This window comes from Asaia bogorensis NBRC 16594, from assembly GCF_001547995.1.
Taxonomy (GTDB): Bacteria; Pseudomonadota; Alphaproteobacteria; order Acetobacterales; family Acetobacteraceae; genus Asaia; species Asaia bogorensis.
The window spans coordinates 2743333-2761063 of the sequence record NZ_AP014690.1; the positions used below are offsets into that span (position 1 = coordinate 2743333).

At 60.9% G+C, this 17731-nt stretch carries 16 protein-coding genes; 12 read left to right on the top strand and 4 right to left on the bottom strand.

The annotated features are described in order from the left end of the window. Positions 1 to 5: 5 nt before the first annotated feature. Positions 6 to 791: a sulfite exporter TauE/SafE family protein gene (locus tag Asbog_RS12010; protein ID WP_062165305.1), complete on the bottom strand. Its 786-nt coding sequence runs from the start codon at positions 789 to 791 to the stop codon at positions 6 to 8. 198 nt (positions 792 to 989) lie between these two features. Here Asbog_RS12010 and Asbog_RS12015 point away from each other — a divergent pair, with 198 nt between their 5' ends. The 3 genes from Asbog_RS12015 (at position 990) to Asbog_RS12025 (ending at position 3865) form a co-directional block, all read left to right on the top strand. After that, positions 990 to 2489, top strand: a complete 1500-nt coding sequence (locus Asbog_RS12015) for a leucyl aminopeptidase (RefSeq protein WP_062165306.1) — start codon at positions 990 to 992, stop codon at positions 2487 to 2489. Beyond that, positions 2486 to 2932 (top strand): DNA polymerase III subunit chi, encoded by a 447-nt coding sequence (locus tag Asbog_RS12020; RefSeq protein ID WP_062165307.1) that lies wholly within the window; start codon positions 2486 to 2488, stop codon positions 2930 to 2932. The genes Asbog_RS12015 and Asbog_RS12020 overlap by 4 nt, the downstream gene beginning before the upstream one ends. 153 nt (positions 2933 to 3085) lie before the next feature. Beyond that, on the top strand, positions 3086 to 3865 hold the full coding sequence (locus tag Asbog_RS12025; RefSeq protein ID WP_062165308.1) for an acetoin reductase: 780 nt from the start codon (positions 3086 to 3088) through the stop codon (positions 3863 to 3865). 82 nt (positions 3866 to 3947) lie between these two features. Here the strand turns inward: Asbog_RS12025 and Asbog_RS12030 are convergent, their stop codons facing one another. Together Asbog_RS12030 and Asbog_RS12035 are read right to left on the bottom strand one after the other, a co-directional pair. Next, positions 3948 to 5345, bottom strand: coding sequence for an L-serine ammonia-lyase (locus Asbog_RS12030; RefSeq protein WP_062165309.1), 1398 nt, complete (start codon positions 5343 to 5345; stop codon positions 3948 to 3950). A gap of 301 nt (positions 5346 to 5646) precedes the next feature. Next, complete coding sequence (locus Asbog_RS12035; protein WP_062165310.1) at positions 5647 to 6660, bottom strand: cupin domain-containing protein; 1014 nt, start codon at positions 6658 to 6660, stop codon at positions 5647 to 5649. Between the two features lie 189 nt (positions 6661 to 6849). Here Asbog_RS12035 and Asbog_RS12040 point away from each other — a divergent pair, with 189 nt between their 5' ends. From Asbog_RS12040 to Asbog_RS12070, 7 genes are all read left to right on the top strand, one after another. Further along, positions 6850 to 7695: an aldo/keto reductase gene (locus Asbog_RS12040; protein WP_062165311.1), complete on the top strand. Its 846-nt coding sequence runs from the start codon at positions 6850 to 6852 to the stop codon at positions 7693 to 7695. 125 nt (positions 7696 to 7820) lie between these two features. Beyond that, complete coding sequence (locus Asbog_RS12045; protein WP_062165312.1) at positions 7821 to 8096, top strand: hypothetical protein; 276 nt, start codon at positions 7821 to 7823, stop codon at positions 8094 to 8096. Between the two features lie 237 nt (positions 8097 to 8333). After that, positions 8334 to 9923 carry a hypothetical protein gene (locus tag Asbog_RS12050; RefSeq protein WP_231944578.1) on the top strand — a complete coding sequence of 530 codons (1590 nt, stop codon included), beginning with the start codon at positions 8334 to 8336 and terminating at the stop codon, positions 9921 to 9923. Then, entirely contained in the window at positions 9923 to 10828 is a 906-nt protein-coding gene (locus Asbog_RS12055) for a hypothetical protein (RefSeq protein WP_062165314.1), read from the top strand. Before Asbog_RS12050 ends, Asbog_RS12055 begins: the two co-directional genes overlap by 1 nt. 10 nt (positions 10829 to 10838) lie before the next feature. Then, positions 10839 to 11393, top strand: a complete 555-nt coding sequence (locus Asbog_RS12060) for a hypothetical protein (RefSeq protein ID WP_062165315.1) — start codon at positions 10839 to 10841, stop codon at positions 11391 to 11393. Further along, positions 11386 to 12546 (top strand): hypothetical protein, encoded by a 1161-nt coding sequence (locus Asbog_RS14590; protein WP_171840702.1) that lies wholly within the window; start codon positions 11386 to 11388, stop codon positions 12544 to 12546. Before Asbog_RS12060 ends, Asbog_RS14590 begins: the two co-directional genes overlap by 8 nt. Then, complete coding sequence (locus Asbog_RS12070; protein ID WP_062165317.1) at positions 12543 to 13943, top strand: NADH-quinone oxidoreductase subunit D-related protein; 1401 nt, start codon at positions 12543 to 12545, stop codon at positions 13941 to 13943. Before Asbog_RS14590 ends, Asbog_RS12070 begins: the two co-directional genes overlap by 4 nt. 41 nt (positions 13944 to 13984) lie before the next feature. Here the strand turns inward: Asbog_RS12070 and Asbog_RS12075 are convergent, their stop codons facing one another. After that, complete coding sequence (locus Asbog_RS12075) at positions 13985 to 15403, bottom strand: lipopolysaccharide biosynthesis protein (RefSeq protein WP_146926519.1); 1419 nt, start codon at positions 15401 to 15403, stop codon at positions 13985 to 13987. A gap of 222 nt (positions 15404 to 15625) precedes the next feature. Between Asbog_RS12075 and Asbog_RS12080 the strand changes: the two genes are divergently transcribed. Then, on the top strand, positions 15626 to 17056 hold the full coding sequence (locus Asbog_RS12080) for a protein adenylyltransferase SelO (protein WP_062165318.1): 1431 nt from the start codon (positions 15626 to 15628) through the stop codon (positions 17054 to 17056). 205 nt (positions 17057 to 17261) lie between these two features. Continuing rightward, positions 17262 to 17714: a hypothetical protein gene (locus Asbog_RS12085; RefSeq protein ID WP_062165319.1), complete on the top strand. Its 453-nt coding sequence runs from the start codon at positions 17262 to 17264 to the stop codon at positions 17712 to 17714. Positions 17715 to 17731 lie beyond the last annotated feature (17 nt).

A 17731-nucleotide genomic window follows, 5' to 3' on the forward strand; every position in this document is an offset into this window, starting at 1 on the left:
GGGCCTCAGACGAGGCGCCACCCGACAATAAAGAGCACCGCTGCCAGAACGGAGCGTTGCACGCGCTCATTGACCTGCCCCACGCACAGGCTGCCGAGCACGATGCCCGGGATCGAGCCGCAAAGCAGCGAGACCAGCATCGGAATCTTGACCGCCCCCAGATACCAGTGCCCCATGCCCGCAATCAGGGTGAGCGGTACGGCATGGGCGATATCCGACCCCACAAGGCGTGCGGTGCTGAGCGAGGGGTAGAGCAGGATCAGCACAGTCATGCCGATCGCCCCTGCGCCAACAGAAGACAGGGTGACCATCACACCAAGCACAGCACCAAGCACCACGGTCAGCGCCGCCGCCGCGCCGGAGGAAAGCTCGCCCGCATGGCGATGGGACCAGGCCTGCAGCTCCTTGCGAAAAAACACGCTGGGTGCCGTAATGAGCAGAGCCACGCCGAGGGCTGTCGAGACCAGACGCGTCGTGTCGTGTGACGGGCTGCCATACCAATGCAGAAACAGCAGTGAGACCAGCGTTGCAGGCAGACTGCCGGCCAGCATGCGGAACACGACACGCCATTCTACCGCACCACGATGACCATGCACCAATGTGCCAACCGATTTGGTGATGGCCGCATAAAGCAGATCCGTGCCCACGGCAGCCTGGGGATGCACCTTGAACAGCAGAATCAGCAACGGTGTCATGAGGGAGCCACCGCCCACACCGGTCATGCCGACCAGAAAGCCCACACCGAGACCGGAGAGCACGTAAAGATAATTGAGGTCGGCAAACAGTGACATGAACGGGCCTTGAAGCACGAAGCGATGGGAGAGACGGGACTAGGCCATATTTCCGGGCAACAATCAACGCTCATAGTGGTTTGAATTCAATAAACGATTTCGTATCGTTGTTAACGGCCAGAAGGCGGCACTGCGCCTTGCCTTATCCGGTCGCGATGACGATAGTGAGGGCCTTCTCAGCTACAGACCGGAAAGATCATGCTCGATATCCAGATCCAGGCCCCTTTTCCAATCCTGCAGGGCAAGGGCGCCCCGGAATCGGAGCAAACCCTCGTCCTGCTGACTGGCCCGGAATTCGATGTGGCTGATGGTCCGTTCTCGCATCTCGATGCGGCAACGGGCGGGGCGCTGCGCCGGGCTGTTGCCATCTCGCGCTTCAAGGGGCAGCGCGACCAGAGCTGTGTCCTGCTCGCCCCCTGTGCGGCGTTGGCCCGAATCGTCCTGATCGGCTGCGGTCCCGAGGACGAGCTGGACATTCCGACGATGGAAGCCGCTGGCGGGCAGGCTGCACGTGCCGTGCGTGACACCACCCATGCCGATCTTGCCTTTGCGGGTCGCTGCGCCGCGTTCGCCGCCCATGCTGCCTATGGCGCCGCGCTGGGCCGCTACAGCTTCGACCTCTATCATACCGACGAAGCGGAAAACGCACCGCAGCTTCAGCGCCTGCATCTGGGTGTCGCCGAGATCGACGCTGTGCGTGAAGCATGGGAGAGCCTGAAGGCTGTGGCGGCAGGCGTGTTCCGCGCCCGTGATCTCGTCAGTGAGCCGCCCAACGTTCTGAACCCGCCCGAATTTGCCCGTCGTATCGAGACTTTGCGCGATCTTGGGGTCGAGGTGGAAATTCTCAACGCGGCAGCATTGCGCGAACTCGGCTTTGGCGCCTTGCTGGGCGTGGCGCAGGGCAGCGATCAGGAAGCCCGCGTGGCCATCATGCGCTATCGGGGTTCGGACGAGGCACCGCTTGCCTTCATCGGCAAGGGCGTGACCTTCGATTCAGGCGGGATCTCCATCAAGCCGGCTGCCGGTATGGATGAGATGAAAACCGATATGGGCGGCGCAGCCGCCGTTGTCGGTGCGCTTGAGGCCGTGGCACGACGCAAGGCAGGCGTCCATGTGATCGGCGTGGTGGGACTGGTCGAGAACATGCTCTCGGGCAATGCCCAGCGCCCCGGTGATGTTGTGCGCAGCTATGCTGGCAAGACCATCGAAGTGCTCAATACCGATGCCGAGGGGCGTCTGGTTCTCGCCGATGTTCTCGCCTACGCCAAGGCACGTTTTGCGCCGCGTCTGATGGTCGATCTGGCCACGCTGACCGGTGCCATTGTCGTCAGCCTCGGCCATGTGCGTGCCGGGCTGTTCAGCAATGACGACGCGTTGGCCAACGCGCTTTTCGAGGCCGGAGAAACCACGGGTGAGGCCGTGTGGCGCATGCCGATGGGCAAGGCCTATGACCGGCAGTTGCGCTCGGACATCGCCGATATGAAGAACATTACGGGCCGGCCTGGCAGTTCAATCACGGCCGCACAATTCCTGGCACGTTTCGTGGGTGACACACCTTGGGCGCATCTCGATATCGCTGGTGTGGCGTGGCGCAGCGACGCGGCACCGCAATGCCCCAAGGGCGCAACCGGGTTTGGCGTGCGTCTGCTGGATGCGCTCGTACGTCATCATGAAAAGGCAGACAACAAGGCCTCATGAGCGATATCGGCTTCTATCATCTGACGCGTACGACGCTGGAAGACGCCTTGCCGCCGCTATTGGGCCGTACGCTCGAAGCGGGGCAGCGTGCCGTGATCCGGTGTGGCGACGCGGCACAGGTAAAGGCACTGGACGAGGCTCTCTGGAAGGCGAAATCACCCCTCTGGCTGCCTCATGGCAGCCAACGCATGGGGTTTGGGCCGCGTCAGCCCATCTGGCTGACCAAGGGAGACGATGTCCCCAACGGCGCGCGCTTCCTCTTCCTGCTCGATGGCGGTGTCGAGGACGGGCTGGAAACGTTCGAGCGTATCTTCACCCTGTTCGACGGCAATGATCCGGAGGCTGTTGCGAGGGCTCGGGCACGCTGGAGCCTTGTCAAAAAGGCCGGTCATAATCTGGCCTACTGGCAGCAGCAGGAGCGCGGCTGGCAGAAAGCGGGATAGGCCCGCGACCCGACCAGACACGAAACGTTTCGCTTGTCACAAGAGAGTTAACCTCTCGATCCTCTCCCCCAATTGGCCGTTCATGCTCCTGATAAAGGGCCATGTGACACGCCTTTCCGGCTGTTGCCCGCCCGCATAAGAAGGGGAACAGCCATGTCACTCGATGGAAAAGTCGCCCTCGTTACCGGTGCCGCTCAGGGTATCGGTCGTGGTATTGCGCTTAGAATGGCGCGCGATGGCGCCGATATCGCTCTGGTGGATCTCAATACAGATCGGCTTGCGCAGGTTCGTCGTGAGGTCCAGGCACTGGGACGCAAGGCCAGTGTCTCGGCGACCGATGTAAGCCAGCGCGATGCCGTCTATGCAGCCATTGATCACGCGGAAGCGGAACTGGGCGGTTTTGACATCATGATCAACAATGCGGGTATCGCGCAGGTGAACCCGATTGCCGATGTCGCGCCTGAGGAAGTCGAGCGTATTCTGCGTATCAACATCCAGGGCGTTCTCTGGGGCATTCAGGCTGCAGCGGCCAAGTTCAAGGCACGAGGCCAAAAGGGCAAGATCATCAATGCCTCGTCCATTGCCGGGCATGACGGTTTTGCGATGCTGGGTGTGTATTCCGCCACCAAATTTGCCGTACGCGGCCTCACACAGGCCGCCGCCAAGGAATATGCCAGCGCTGGCATCACGGTAAATGCCTACTGCCCCGGCATTGTCGGCACCGATATGTGGGTCGAAATCGACGAACGGTTCTCCGAACTGACCGGCGCAGAGAAGGGCCGCACCTACGAGAAGTTCGTTGAAGGGATCGCGCTGGGCCGTGCCCAGACGCCGGACGATGTGGCGGCTCTCGTCTCCTTCCTGTCAGGTGACGATTCAGACTACATCACGGGTCAGTCGATCCTGACGGATGGCGGCATCGTCTATCGCTGATCATCCTGGCCGTCAGCCCGATCACACATGTGGCTGACGGCTCCGGGTTTTAGGCCCGTCCCGTTGATCAGGCGAGGCCGGATCAACACTCCGGCAGGTTTACCGCAAGGCCGCCAAGCGAGGTTTCCTTATAACGCTGGTTCATGTCACGGCCGGTTTCTGCCATCGTGCGAATGACCTGATCCAGCGAGACAAGATGGGCCCCGTCGCCATTCAGGGCGAGTGAGGCTGCATTCACCGCCTTGACCGCACCAAAGGCATTACGCTCGATACAGGGGATCTGAACCAGACCGGCGACCGGATCGCATGTCATGCCCAGATGATGTTCCATTCCGATCTCGGCAGCATCCTCGATCTGCTCGGGGGTTCCTCCCAGAGCGGCTGCCAATCCCGCTGCCGCCATGGATGACGCAACGCCCACTTCGCCCTGACAGCCAACCTCTGCGCCGGAAATCGAGGCATTCAGTTTGAACAGCCCGCCAATGGCCGAGGCAGTGAGCAGAAATTCCCGCATGGCCTGGGTCGTCCCGGGCGATGCCAGCGGCGCGCAGTAGTCACGGTAATAGCGCAGGACCGAGGGAATGATGCCTGCTGCCCCATTGGTGGGCGCCGTGACGACGCGCCCTCCGGCTGCATTTTCCTCATTCACGGCGATGGCAAACAGGCTGATCCAGTCCATGATGGCATGGGCCGAGCGCATATTGCTGCGTTCATGCGCACAAAGCTTTTCGTGCAAGGCATGGGCACGACGGCGCACCTTCAGCCGTCCGGGCAGAATTCCTTTCTGCATGATGCCGCGTTCGATACAGGCCAGCATGACCGCGATGATCTCATCCAGATAGCGCTCCACCTCCGAACGGGGGCGCAGGGCACATTCATTGGCCATGACCAGCGCAGCAATGCTCAGATTGTGGGTACGGGTCTGTTCCAGCAATCCGGCCCCACTGGTGAAAGGATAGGGCACATCAGGCTGCGCGTAGCCTGCACTCTCCGTCACGCTTTCCGAAACAATAAATCCACCGCCGACCGAACAGAAACGGGCGCATTCAAGTACGACTCCTTCGGCCGAAAGCGCTTCGAATTGCAGGGTGTTGGGGTGGACAGGCGGCACGCTCTCCCGATCGAGCACCAGATCATGAGCCGGGTCGAAGGGAAGGACCCGGTCACCATAGCCAACGTGTTTTGTGCGCATGACGCGCTCGACAATCCCGTCCGCCTGATCGGGGTCGACCGTCTGGGGCAGCTCACCGCACAGGCCCAGAATAACGGCCTTGTCGGTCGCATGCCCCTGGGCTGTCCAGGCAAGGGAGCCGTAAAGCGTGACGCGCAGGCGGGCGATTTCCAGCAGGCGAGTTGTTTCCGCCGAGGCATCAACTTCTAAAAGTGCCGTGATGAAACGCTGCGCTGCACGCATAGGGCCAACAGTATGGGAGGAAGAGGGTCCGATACCGATCTTGAAAATGTCGAACAGGCTGATCATGCGCGTCTCATGGGGTCGATTATACCAGTATGGCCACCTGCCGGGCCAAGTTCATTTCGGGACAGAGTTAGGCCGACGAACCGCCGAAATGCTTCTCGCTCTCCCGACGCTATCTGACCCTAAGGGATTTTGACGCCACGATAATCAGGCAAGTTCTGGCTCCCGACAACCCAACATACCCCTCGTCATCCTGTCTGATAAGAGGCGCACTGATCTGCCGTGACCGCTGCCCTCTGTCTTTGCGGCGCTCAAGAGCGACCACCTGTTGTGGTTTTATGGGACGTCCTCAGGCGAGGAGCCTTCAGTGCGTTCCGGACCGTGCAGGAACAGCCACGATACGACCGGACGACGCATTTTCCCGCCGGGCAAGACCCGCAACGACCCCCACGTCGACACAGAGATGCGCCGCGATGTCCTCGGCAGAGCTGGCGGCCAGCCATTGCGGCAGAGACAGGTCGTGATAGTGATCGGAACGGAAAATTTCGAGCAATCGCACGGGGCAATCGCCATCATTACGAACGAAATACCCTTCGCCGCGTGGCACATAGGCCATCACGCCGGGGCGCAGGGTTGCGTTGCGTTGACGGCACCCTTTGGGCAGGCGGGTAAGCTGTCCCTCACCGTCGAGGCATATCTGCCAGACAGACGTATTGAGATGCCAGTGCAGATCGGTACGGCAGTCCGGCTCGATCTCAACCAAGGCGGCAGACAAGGCATCCGGGTCGCAGAAAACATCGGCTTCAACCACGCGCAGACTGCCCCAGCAGGTACGCTCCGCCTCCTGAGCCGTGAGGCTATGGTGGAAACCGGCATGGGAGAGCGGCTGCCCGGAGAGATCCGGCATCGCATCCCGCCCTGCCTCCGGCTCACGCCCCCCTACGAACGCGACAACACTGGCCTGTTCTCCCTGATGGCAATGAAACCAGGCTGAGGCCGAGGCAGGCACGCTCCAGACATCCCCTTCATTGAGGGTCATGCTCCGGATAGACGCACTGGCATGCGAACGCATTCTAAGTGTTGCACATCCTGCAACGACCATCCCCCAGCCAGAAGCCGGGCATGCTGTTGCCGCACCATCAATCGAGGCGCCAAGCACATGATGGTTTACCCTCACGTCGCGTATACCGAATGGCGCGACCCGCTCGGACCACGACCAGCCTTCCTCCTGCGCGGTGGTCAGGGACTGATCAGACCGGCGTGTACGCGAACGTATCGCCCACCCGCCTGTCGATCGCCGGGCGGAAAAGAACCCTGGGGTTCCCGTCGGCACCGCACCCAGCAGGCGCTGGAAAACGTTATGGTCAAAAGACGCCATGAGCGGCCTCCTTTTCTCGAGAGCGCTGACGATACGCTTGCGGGGCGCGTCGGCTCTCCCCCGACAGCCTAACGCCAAAGGAGGTTATGGCTGCACGAACTCACGAACTCGTGATTATCCTGCAGGGAGAACTGCCGAACGCCGCCTGAACTGTGACGCTTGATCTCCTGTATTGAAAAGGAAGTTTTCATGAAAACCGTGAGATTCAGTGATGGGACGACCGTGCCTGCCCTGGGCATGGGAAGCTGGAATATCGGCGACTCGACAGCCGGAAAGGCCGAGGAGATTGCCAGCCTGCGCGCCGGTCTTGATCGCGGCCTGAAGGTGATTGACACAGCCGAGATGTACGGCAATGGGCGCTCGGAACGTCTCGTGGGTGAGGCCATTTCAAACCGGCGATCAGACGTTTTTCTTGTGAGCAAGGTCCTTCCATCAAACGCCACGTTTAATGGCACGATCCAGAGTTGTCAGGCATCTCTCAAGCGGTTGGGCACGGATCATCTCGATCTTTATCTCCTGCACTGGCAGGGCGGCGTCCCGCTGACGGAAACCGTCGAAGCCTTCGAAACCCTCATTGAGAAGGGTCTCATCAGGCGCTGGGGCGTATCGAATTTCGACACCGAAGACATGCAGGATCTCGAGAGCGTCGCCTCGGACTGTACGGCTAACCAGATTCTCTATAATCTCGAAGCGCGCGGCGTTGACTATGACCTGCTGGCGCGTGATCGGGCCGCTGGCATTGTCACCATGGCCTATTCTCCCCTGGGGCAGGGAGGCGATCTGCTGACCAGCCCGGTTCTGGCAGAGATCGCCCGGGAGCATGAAACGGCCGCTGGCCCAGCCACTCCGGCCCAGATCGCTCTGGCCTGGACCCTGCGAGATGCCAATATTCTCTCGATCCCGAAGGCTGGAACCCTGCGTCACCTGCAGGAGAATATCGCCGCCCTGTCGATCACCCTGCGTGACATTGATATCGCCCGTATTGACGCCCATTTCCCGCCACCGCGTCGCAAGACATCGCTTGAGATGATCTGAACGTGAAGATCAGGAACAGCAAACCCGGACGCTTAGTTAATAATTAATTTGGATATACAGTGAACAGAACGATATTATGATGGAACAAATAGATTCATTCATCATAGTGGAAAGCCGGATAACTGATGACACATGAAGAATTTGACAAATTCATGGCTGTACATCCCGACCTTGTCGAGCAGTTCCGCAAGGATCGCCGCATATGGGTGTCCCACATACCAAGCGTTCAACTGCGCAGCTTCACGGATCATCTGAGCAAGCTTGTCGGTTGCGCTCTGGTCTCGACCCAGATCGAGCCTGAACTCGAATTCGTGTTCTATGATCCCGACGCCGACGGCAATTCCGACAATGAACTGCTGGATATCTCCCATGAACGTGCAGGCGATTCGATGAGGGTCTGAACGATACTCTGCCTCGCGCAGCCTGGTTCTCCACGCACCGAGTAGCCGGGCGACGAGGCAGTGCGTGTTACCTTCAGAAGCTCTGGGAGAAGCCATACCCACGGCAGCCTCCGGGATGACGACTGGATTGGGTGATCCACGAAACTGAGGTAATAAGACGTTTCGTCGCACCCCATCCTGTCAGGAATTCCCCTGCTTCCGCTCGTTGCTCTCATTCTGCTGCCCTTGTGCGCCATCGTGAGGCTGGCGCTTGGCGCTATTCCAGGCAGCGGCAGGCAGGCTGTGCCAGGCGCAGTGCTGGCGTTTGAGATCATCGTCGCAGGTTGGGCGGCGCTTCATGGCTATCATGTGACCTTCGGCCCTCTCGCGCTCGATCCCCTCATCTCTTGTTGGATTATCCTTTGGGGCCTGACCCAACTCGCCCCCGACAAAGCCTGTGGCCCTATTGGTGAGGCCTCCGGCGCTTTGGGGCTGCTCTGTCACAATCAGGCCCTTGCACTGATCTGTTTCATCCCCTGCCTGATTGAAAACTGCCGCCTTGGGCCCCGTGCGTCCGGCCTGGCCTGGCAATTGGCCTTTCTGGCGCCTGCTGGCTGCTATCTGGCGGCTCATGGGTTTTTCCCTGCACAGGGTCTGACAGATAGTCTGATGAGCACCGGTATCGATCCTACCATGGCGGGCCACGCGGGCGATGCCACGATCACACCGGCCGTTCGCGATTTCGCTTCCCTGGGTGCTCTGTCTGGTGAGGTTTTCCTCCCACTGGCCGCCCTCGCCACGCTCCCTGCTTTTTCGGCCATGCCTGTTCTGGGCTACTCGATTGTCGTACCAGCCCTGCTCGCCCAGACCGGTAGCTTCTGGCCGGTCAGCCTCATATTGCTGGGCGGCGGCCTCTGCTTGTTTCTGCCACTGCGGCGAGCTCTGGCTTACTGGCCACTTCTGCTGCTCGGCCTGACCCTCAGCGCGCGACATGGCGGGTTGGCCGATAGCGCCCTTGCCGGAAGCGAGGCATTCATCCTGTCGCTGCTTCTTGGCGTGCTCGGCAAGAAGTCCAGCTTCTTCCAGACACCTCTCCCGCCTTTGGCCGGTTTCCTGCCCTTCTGGCTCGGACTTCATGTCGTCAACGGACTAACGGGACTCTCTCCGGCATGGACCGCTAGCGGCATGTGCCTCAGCCTCGTGCTTGGAATATTGATGGTCAGGGCATGGCTCGCATCATGGCGGGCCTTGTCACAGCCAGGATCGGCCGTTCAGGAACGCCTTGGCGCAAAAGATTCGGCGCATATCGCCAGCGGCGCAGCTCTCGTCCACGCCTCGGTCGAGCCTGGAATGATACCCTCCCTGACGCTTGGCCTGTGCCTGTCAGTATGCCCCGGCTTGCTGATTGGCCCGGTCCATGACGCGGTTCTCACCATCGCTGGCGCACCGCATGATATCTGGCGCGCCTGGCCTGTCTGGTCGTTTGCCGGGGGCGATGGCGCCTTCTGGTATCCAGCTCTGGTGTTTCTTGTGCCCGCCATCATTGCCCCTGCGGTCATGACCCATCTTCCCGCCTCTGCAACATCGCTGCCTGCGTGGCCAGCCATGCCTATCCGGCTGCGTCTCCCCTGGGGGCTCAGGCGGCTTCTCGCCTCGATGCGGCGACAGGGCACCCTGTTGCAAAGCGGTCTGCAACGGCGTCACAACCAGCGTAACGCCCCTGAGGCGCCATCGGCCATTACGGGCACTCTGCCACTGAGAGCCGGCAGGTTCCTGTCGCATCAGGCTCTGGTGCTCTGGCTGCTGCTTGTTGCGATGGCCCTGTCATGGTTGGGCTGGTCAGCGTGATGACCTCCTTGCTTCTCCAGCTATGCCTGATGCTCGGACAGCTTCTCACGCTGGCGCTGCTTGCCCCCTTTCTGACAGATCTGGAAACGATGATTGGCGGCTTGATGGCAGGCCGACATGGCCCCCTGCCTGGCTGGCGATGGCGTCAGCTGCGTATGGGATGGGGTCAGAGCCGGGCCATACCGGCACTGACCTGGTTTGGTCTGTGCGCGGTGCTGCTTGCCAGTATGGGTATCCCTCTCGCGACAACGCAGATCCCGTTTCATTTTCTCTCGGAACCTCTGGTCTGCGGAGTATTACTGGTTCTGTCCTGTGCGACCGTCTGGACCCAGGCGCTAACCCTGGCACCAACCCGCATGACCGAGCTGCGCCTGAAACGTTCTTTGGGGGCCGTCGGACAGGACCTGCTTTTCCTGATGCCTCTTCTCGCTCTGACAGGCACGCTGATCACGGTCGGCCTTCCCGGATCGGCCACAATTACCGGGCTGCTACAGCAAAGAGTGCTGCAGCCCTCACCTGCCCTGCTTGGCGGGCTGGTCTTCATCGCAACCGCCTTGTTGCTGGTTCTCAATCCCCGTTTTCTCTCACAGGCATGGCATGAGGAACTCATTGCGGGGACAGAGGGCCGTCATCGTAGCCTATTGCGCTACCGGCACGATCTGACGGCCCTGTGCTGGTATCTCCTCATCGCCGACCTGATCTGGCCCGATGCCATTGCCACAAATGCCGCAACGACGGGCCATCTGGCCCTGTTGTGGTTTGTGGCGGCTCCGGCTCGGCTAGGGGTACTGGTTATTCTCGTCGCGAGCTGGCGCGCGCTGCGTCCCCTGCCCTCCTCACGGCTCGCGCTTGTTCTGAGCGGGGGCGCCATCCTGCTGGTTCTTGCCGGAAGGCTGACCTCATGACTGGCGCCGCATGATCGTTCTTCTTGGCCTGACCCTGCTTATCGCTCTGGCGGCGATCGGCCGCGATGCGCGCATCCTTCCCTTGCATGGCACCTGCGCGGCGGCTTGCGTCTCCGGGGTCGGGCATGGTGCCCCGGCTTTGGCAGCCCTGATCCTCTTGCCGGCACTGAACGGTGCAGGGCTGATCGTGCTGCGCCGTCATGTCGCATGGCGCTCGGGGGAACCCCGTGAGCGACGCACTGCCCAGCAGGCTGCCAGCCTCGCTGTCTGCGGAGCCATTGCACTTGTGCTCCTCACAGCCCTGGCAGCGACACCGGGCATACCGGTGCTCATCTGCATCGGCATCATTCTGGCCGGGTTATGCGGGGCGGCACTCTCTGCTCCCCTTTTGCAGCTGGTTTCGCTCCTCTGCACTCTTAACGGGCTTCTTTTGCTGGGCGGCTACACCCATAGCTGGCCCCTCGTTCTGGGTGCGACACTGGTCTGGATCGGCCTGCTGTCGCTTGGGGGATGGCTCATGCCGCGCCTTGCCTGGCATCGTATGGATGGCCCCGGTCATGGCTGATACCCTTCATCAGATCGCCCGGTTCCTCGTCCCGTCATGGCCGCTCCTCGCGGCCTGTCTGATGGCCTTGCTGCCTGAGGCGCGCGCCCTGCGCTCGGCGCGGCATTTTGCCCTTGCCGGTCTGATCCTGACCCTGTGCCTTTCCCCGCTGCTTCCCGCTCAGGATCTGCTCAGCCGCTGGGGGTGCCTGATGGCGGGCGCAATGCCTTTTCTTGCATTGGGCAAGGGGGAGACGCGCCTGACCTTGTGTCTCGATTTCATCTCGGCCTGCCTTATCACACTGGCCCTGTGTGCTCATGACGTGCTGACCGTGGTTTGCCTGACTGGCTGCGCGGCCCTCATGCTCACATACCGGGAAACCCTTGCCACCACGCGCGCGCGTCAGGCCTGGGATTCGATGCGTATGCGCCTTGCCGGGCTGGTTCTGGCACTGCTGGGCACCAGTCTGATCACCATGAGCCCTGACCCTGCCATCTTGAGACTTGGCGATCTTTTTCTCGCTGTCGGGCTTTGCCTTCTTTCCGGTCTTGGCACCATTGCGCCTGTCTATGATGGGACGATGACCGGGAAAGATGGGTCAGCCGTTTCGCTGCGGCCCGATCGCCTGACTGCCCTGCCCGACATGCTGCTATGTCTGAGCGCCGTGGCCCTCATGCTGCGCCTGCCTGCGCGCGAGGTCACGCACATGGTGCTCCTTTCCGCCGGGATAGCAGGATTATGGCTTTGCATTCTGACCCGACAGGAGGGACCGAGGCTCCTGGTCTGTCTTGCCACCATCGCCGCCGCCCTGCCCACAGGGCCGGTTCCCTCGCTGCTCTTTCTCAGTTCAGGCCTCGCACTGGCCGCCGGTCCACAGATTCCTGACTCCATGCGACGCTGGATCATAAGTAGCCTGCCGCCCTGGCCCAACTTCACAGCAGGATGCCTTACTCTGGCCGGATTGAGCAAAGTTGGCCTCATACCCACCGTCATCGTGCTGGCTGCTCTCGGGCTGACCGCCAGCCGGGCGACGCTGGACTGGCATATACCGGTCAGCTGGCGCGACCGGGCGCTTGTGCTCGCCCTTGTCGGTATGGGGATGATTGCGCCGCTCGTGCTTGGGCTCAACGCTCATGGCAGCCCGGTCGGGGCCCTTTCCTGGAGCGCCCCATGAGCATGATCGCCCGTATCCGGGCCGGGGAACGTCTTTCCCCACATCATTACACCCTCGATGAGGGGCAATGGCACGAGATGATTGCTTTGGCACCGGGCTGGTTCATCGCTCACTGGTGTGACGATCTGCGCGCCTATGCCCTGTTCCTCGATCAGGAAACGCCGCTTGTAGTAAGCACCCCCCTGATTGACGGGCGTTATTTCGCCCTGTCGGCGGCTCTCCCCTGCGCCTCCTGGCCAGAGCGCATCGCGCAGGATCTGTGGGGTTGTCTGCCACTGGGCGCCATCGATAACGAACCCGCACTGGATCGGGGTGGCTGGGCCAGTATCGCGCCTCTATCCGCGCGGTCCGTTCCCGCGCCTGTTTCAGCCGATCATACGCCTTCCCCATCATTATTTGCGCAGAGCGTTCATGGCGATATGGCGCCGTTCATGTGGGGGCGTGGCAAGATCATGCCGGGTGCCGCGCATGTCGGGCTCATGCATCGCCTCAAGGGATGCATGCCCGAGGAAGCATTAAGGCTGATCAGTCGCAGCAACGGATCGGCTTTCGTCGCAGCCCCCCTTGCCTACTCGCGTGCGATCGAAAACGCGCTCGGCATCATCCCCGATGATGCGACACGCGATGCCCGCACGATCCTTCTGGAGATCGAACGCATTGTCGTGCATTGCCGTGATATTGCCCAGATGGCGCAGTTAACGGGCTTTGCCCTCCTTGCCACTCACGCCAGTCTTGCTGAGGATCTCTGTGCAGGGCTATGCGCCCATCACGGGGCCAGCCGCCGCCTAACCGATATGATCACACCGCAGGGGATTGCAGCAGGGGTCGACATCTGCGGCCTTGCTCATGCCATCCATGACGCCCTGATGCCACGCCTGCCCGTGATCGAGGGGTTGCATTTCCAGATGGCGGAGACGCTGGAGGGACTTGGCACGATACCCCCTGCCTGTGCCCAGGCCCTGTGCCTCGGTGGGCTGGTCGGCCGGGCTTCCGGACGCTCATTCGACCTGCGCCAGCTTGAAGACGACATGCGCCACGTTCCCGGCCGGGCAGGCTCGCGCCTCGGCGGCGATGGCTGGGCCAGACAATGCCTGCGCCTCGATGAGATACGTGACTCTCTCAGACGCATCGACCGCATTGCCGCAAATTTCGGCGTGCCTTTGCCGTCACCGGCAGCGGACACATCCGGGTCCGGGGAGGGTATTGGCGCTGTCGAGGGCCCTCATGGCGATATATGGTGCTGGGTGCGCCTCAAGGAGTCACGCCTTGACGGGATCATGCTGCGTGATCCCGCTCTTGCCACGCTGGGCTCTCTCCCCGCGTTGATGCATGATGTCTGGGAGGACAGGCTCGTTCTGGCGTCGCTGGGCTTCGATCCTGCCGGTGCCGAGCAATAACCCCCGATCAGGGGATTACTCTGGCCCAGCCGTCATACGCCTTAAGCCTCGACGACAACCCTGCTTTGCGTCTCGCCCCCGGCATGACCCGTGGCGCTTTCGGGCACGGTCTCTTCGGTATGCGTGATTGCTGGTGAAGCTGGCTTGAGCGGATCGGCCGGTGGACGCAGGGAGCTGGCCACGGCTCGCCACAGACGTGTCACGAACATTACAAAGCTGCTGAGCGCGGTCGCATAGCAGGCGCCAGCCAGCGAAAAATGGCGTGTGAGACCATAAAGCACGGGAAAATAAGCCAGTGTAATCCAGGTACGATTGGCCATGAGAAAGCCGATCTGTCCCATGACAGTCAGCAAGGGTTCGAGCGGCACGACCAGGAGGGTGAGCACCGCGGAGACGAGCATGATCGAGATGTAATAGGTGGTGCCATGCAGATGGATATGCAGCATCAGCGAGAAAATTCGCCCACCGAAGAAAGCCGCCACCAGAAGGAGTGCGATCGAAACAGCGCAGAGGATACCGAATATCTTCCATGTCAGGCGCTTGAGACCGCTCCAGTCCTGCCGGTCACGCATCTTGACCAGTTCGGGATAAAGCACAGGCGAGAGCATCTGCGCCGGTGTGACGATTCCGTCGGCAATCTGGCGGCAGATCCTGAATACGGCGGCCTCGGCAGAGCCGAGTAACGACCCCACGACCAGTGTGCTGATATGGCCGGACACTGCCCCGAGGGTCTGATTGATGCTTGTCGAGCGGGTGAAGGCCCACATGCCCGGCAATTGCCAGCGCCATTGCCCAAGCACATCGCGCCAGCGCAGGCGCAGGCCGATTTTCCGACGCAAGGTGGAAAGTGCAAAATACAGGAACAGGCCATAATCCATTAGCACGGCCCCGGCCCAGACCAGCACGAAAAAGCCGAGATCAAGATGCAGCCCATAGCCGACAGCCGTACCCGCCGTACGGAAAATGGCCGTACAGGTATCGCTGACCGGCACGAGATGGAAACGCTCTGTCAGACGCAGAACGCCATTGCTCCACCCGGTATACATGAACGGACAGATCAGCGCGTAGCCATAGGCCAGGAAGGTCACCCAATGCGACCAGTGCGCCACATGCGCGTAAAACGTGACGCTGATTACTCCGATACAGACCGCCACCACCGCGGAAATCAGATCGAGCCTGATACAGAACCCGATGATCTGACGCAGAAGAACCAGGTCGCGTCTGGCGTAAGGGTCATTTCCATAGCGGATGAGCGTTTGCCATGACTGCATGCGCGAGAAGGTCGAGGCCATGATGCCCAGAGAATGGATCAGGATCAGCAGGCCGAACGACGCCAGCCCCAGTGCCCGCACGGCAAAGGCGATATAGGCAAAACTGCATATGGCCGTCGCAATGCGCCCCAATGTCAGGAAACTGACATTGTGGAAGATCCGTCTGGCGGCAGAGGGGTGGGTCGACATGCAGGGGTTTTGAACGTCCGGCCATGAAATGGGAAGGGAGGGGTCGAAAAAACTTGCAGGTTTCGCTCTTCGAGCCCTGACTGCCTTGCCTGAAATGCGCGAGAAACCATCTGATGAAGCACAGGACTCTCTGTCAAAGGTGAGTTTGTTCTTTTCACCCCTGACGTTTCGGGTGCCACTTCAACAGGGCCGCTTTCGTATCGGCCCCACCAGCGAGGTCCCATGTCCCTGCCCCTGAGCCCGGCACCCTTCCCCCCCACCATGGCCGTGCAGGCTGACCCCGCCCGATTTCCCGCGCTGAAACTTGTTGCCCTGAATGCTGCGCTGGCTGAATCACTGGGCTTTTCCCCCTCATGGCTCGAAACTCCCGAGGGTGTCGATTTTCTGGGTGGGCAGACGCGGCCTGACGGTATTGCCCCTGTGGCACAGGCCTATGCTGGCCATCAATTCGGCCAGTTCGTGCCACAACTGGGCGATGGACGCGCCCATTTGCTCGGGGTTGCAGCCGACCGACAAGGCCGTGTTTTCGATGTTCAGCTTAAAGGCTCTGGTCCCACGCCGTTCTCCCGGCGTGGCGACGGGCTGGCCGCCATCGGGCCGGTCTTGCGCGAATATCTCGTCAGTGAGGCCATGACCGCGCTCGGCGTTCCAACGACCCGCGCCCTTGCGGCTGTCCTGACCGGCGAGACTGTCTGGCGTGATCGCCCCCTGCCGGGTGCCATTCTCGCACGGGTTGCTGCAAGCCATCTACGTGTCGGTACATTCCAGTATTTCGCTGCACGGCAGGACAATGAGGCGCTGCGCTTTCTTTGTGATCTGGCAATCACGCGCCATTATCCGCACGCAGCCATAGCCGAAAATCCTGTGAGAGCCCTCTACGAAAATGTGGTCGCGGCTCAGGCAAGGCTGATCGCCCAGTGGATGAGTCTCGGGTTTGTGCATGGCGTGATGAACACTGACAACATGGCCATTTCGGGAGAGACGATCGATTACGGTCCCTGTGCCTTTCTCGATGTCTACAGCCAGGACAAGGTATTCAGCTCCATCGACCGTAACGGTCGCTACGCCTACGCCAACCAGCCGAAACTCGCAGGCTGGAATCTGGCCCGCCTCGCCGAAACCCTGCTTCCCTTTTTCGATGCGGACGAAGCGCGTTCCCTGGCATGGGCACAGGAGACACTGGGCACGTTTGCCACGCTTTACGAAAATGCATGGCTCGAAAGAATGCGTTCGAAATTCGGGCTCACAACATGCGAACCGGATGACAAGGCTCTGATCGAGCGTTTTCTGGCGATCCTGGAGCAGGACAGACTGGATTGGACACTGAGTTTCAGACGCCTGACCCGCCGCGAGTTGTCATGCGATGCACAGAACTCACCAGCCATGACGCAATGGCTGCAGGATTGGGACGCACGTTGCGCATGGGGAGGCGTATCCGCCATTGTCCGTGAAAATGCCATGCGCCAGATCAACCCCGCAGTCATTCCGCGCAATCATCGGATTGCCGAGGCGATCGACGCTGCGGAGAGCGGTGATTTATCGGTGTTCCATGCCCTTCTCTCCCGACTGGGACGCCCCTTCGTTGACGATGCCATCTATGAAACCCCACCGCACCCCGAGGAAGTCGTGCAGGCGACATTCTGCGGTACATAGGCCCCGCTTCTCCAAAGGGGGGATGACTGACTCAGACGCATCACACGATGGTGCCCCAATTTGCCGTAGTGATTGCGCGCCGGTCATCTCCGGACCGGCTCAACACCCGTATTGGAACTCGAAAGTCGAGCGATATTGTGAAGCTCACTATTTTGGCGCTACAGGATCGAAGGCGATACGATGCGGACCCGCAACGGAGTGACTCATGACCTTGATACGTGAGCATTGGTTCTATCCCTATATCGTCATGTCCTACATCGCTGTGTTCCTGTGGCTCTCAGGTTTTCAGAATTCCCCAGTGAAGGCAGCCCACCAGACGCTCATCGGTGCGACGTGGATAGGCACGCTCGTCCTTGCTTGCTGGGTGTGCTATCGCCCCCCCCCCACGCTCATGCGTGGCCTTGTGCGCAGCCTTGCCCTCGGAGGTTCCGGCTTATGGATAGCGCGCCATACACTGCCCAGCTTCGATGAGGGTACAACCCCTCATATCGGGTGGGTCCGCTTCATCAGCGTTGGCCTCGCCGTTCTGTGCGAAAGCACCGTCCTGATTGCTGCTATGCGACTTGTCTTCGGCAAAACTGGCGATCCAGACAAGCTGAAGGATCTTGGATTACCGCCTTTTGCCGTCAGGGCCATGCTTGCAGAAGCTCGTTTCTGACACTGGGTCTGCCACGC